We start from the raw sequence: 773 nt of genomic DNA, 5'->3' as shown, positions 1-773 counted from the left end.
AAAGCATCAGTACTGGGCAGGGTGTGCGTATTTTTTTTAAAAATGGAGCACGACTCGTGGTACGCTTATCGGGGACAGGAACAGTAGGCGCTACCTTACGCCTTTATTTTGAGCAGTTTGAGGGCGATCCCCGTAAACATAATCAAGATCCACAAAAAGTGCTTCAGCCTGTACAACAGGCAGCCTTTCAATTATTAAACATAAAACAACATTTGAGGCGCACACAGCCTGATGTTATCACATAGAGAACGGTTTCACATTGTCTCTTTCTGGTAAAAAACATTAGTTTATAATGATAAATCATCATTTTTCAACTTTAATCAGAATTTCGAATACAGTAAGCTTCTCTTATCACAAGCACTTCTCAGATTGAATCAATTAAAAACACTTGTTTGCACGTCATAAGTGGAAGTAGCGTGTGGGTAAAAACTGTTAAGGACAAGAACTAAAGGGGTAAAAATGCTTCTTATGAATCGTCTCAAATATCAAGGGCTTGTCGCAACATTGGAAGTCTGGCAAAGAGTATGATGGTAAGCCGGGTTGTAGAGTCATATTTGCTGTTACAGATAGTTAATTTTTTCTCCCATGATGGGGGATTCTAAACCTTATTTTCTGGAAGGTTTCGTTCGCTTATAGAGAAGCGTTCACAATCTGATTTTCAAAAAAACAATATTCTATTTTTGGTAACAAGACCGTGAGTGTGAACACTGCGATGTTCTCATATAAACATAAGGAGCTATCCTGAGGAAGCAGACATTCTTTTATCTCTTGGG

The 773-nt window shown here is 38.4% G+C and carries 1 pseudogene; it reads left to right on the top strand.

Annotation, left to right across the window (positions count from 1 at the left end):
* Positions 1 to 245 (top strand): annotated as a pseudogene (locus tag ACFIO5_RS11495) (alpha-D-glucose phosphate-specific phosphoglucomutase); the annotation flags it as partial.
* Positions 246 to 773 lie beyond the last annotated feature (528 nt).

The organism is Bartonella sp. AA86SXKL, from assembly GCF_042196885.1.
This window is presented reverse-complemented; position numbering and strand designations above follow the sequence as displayed.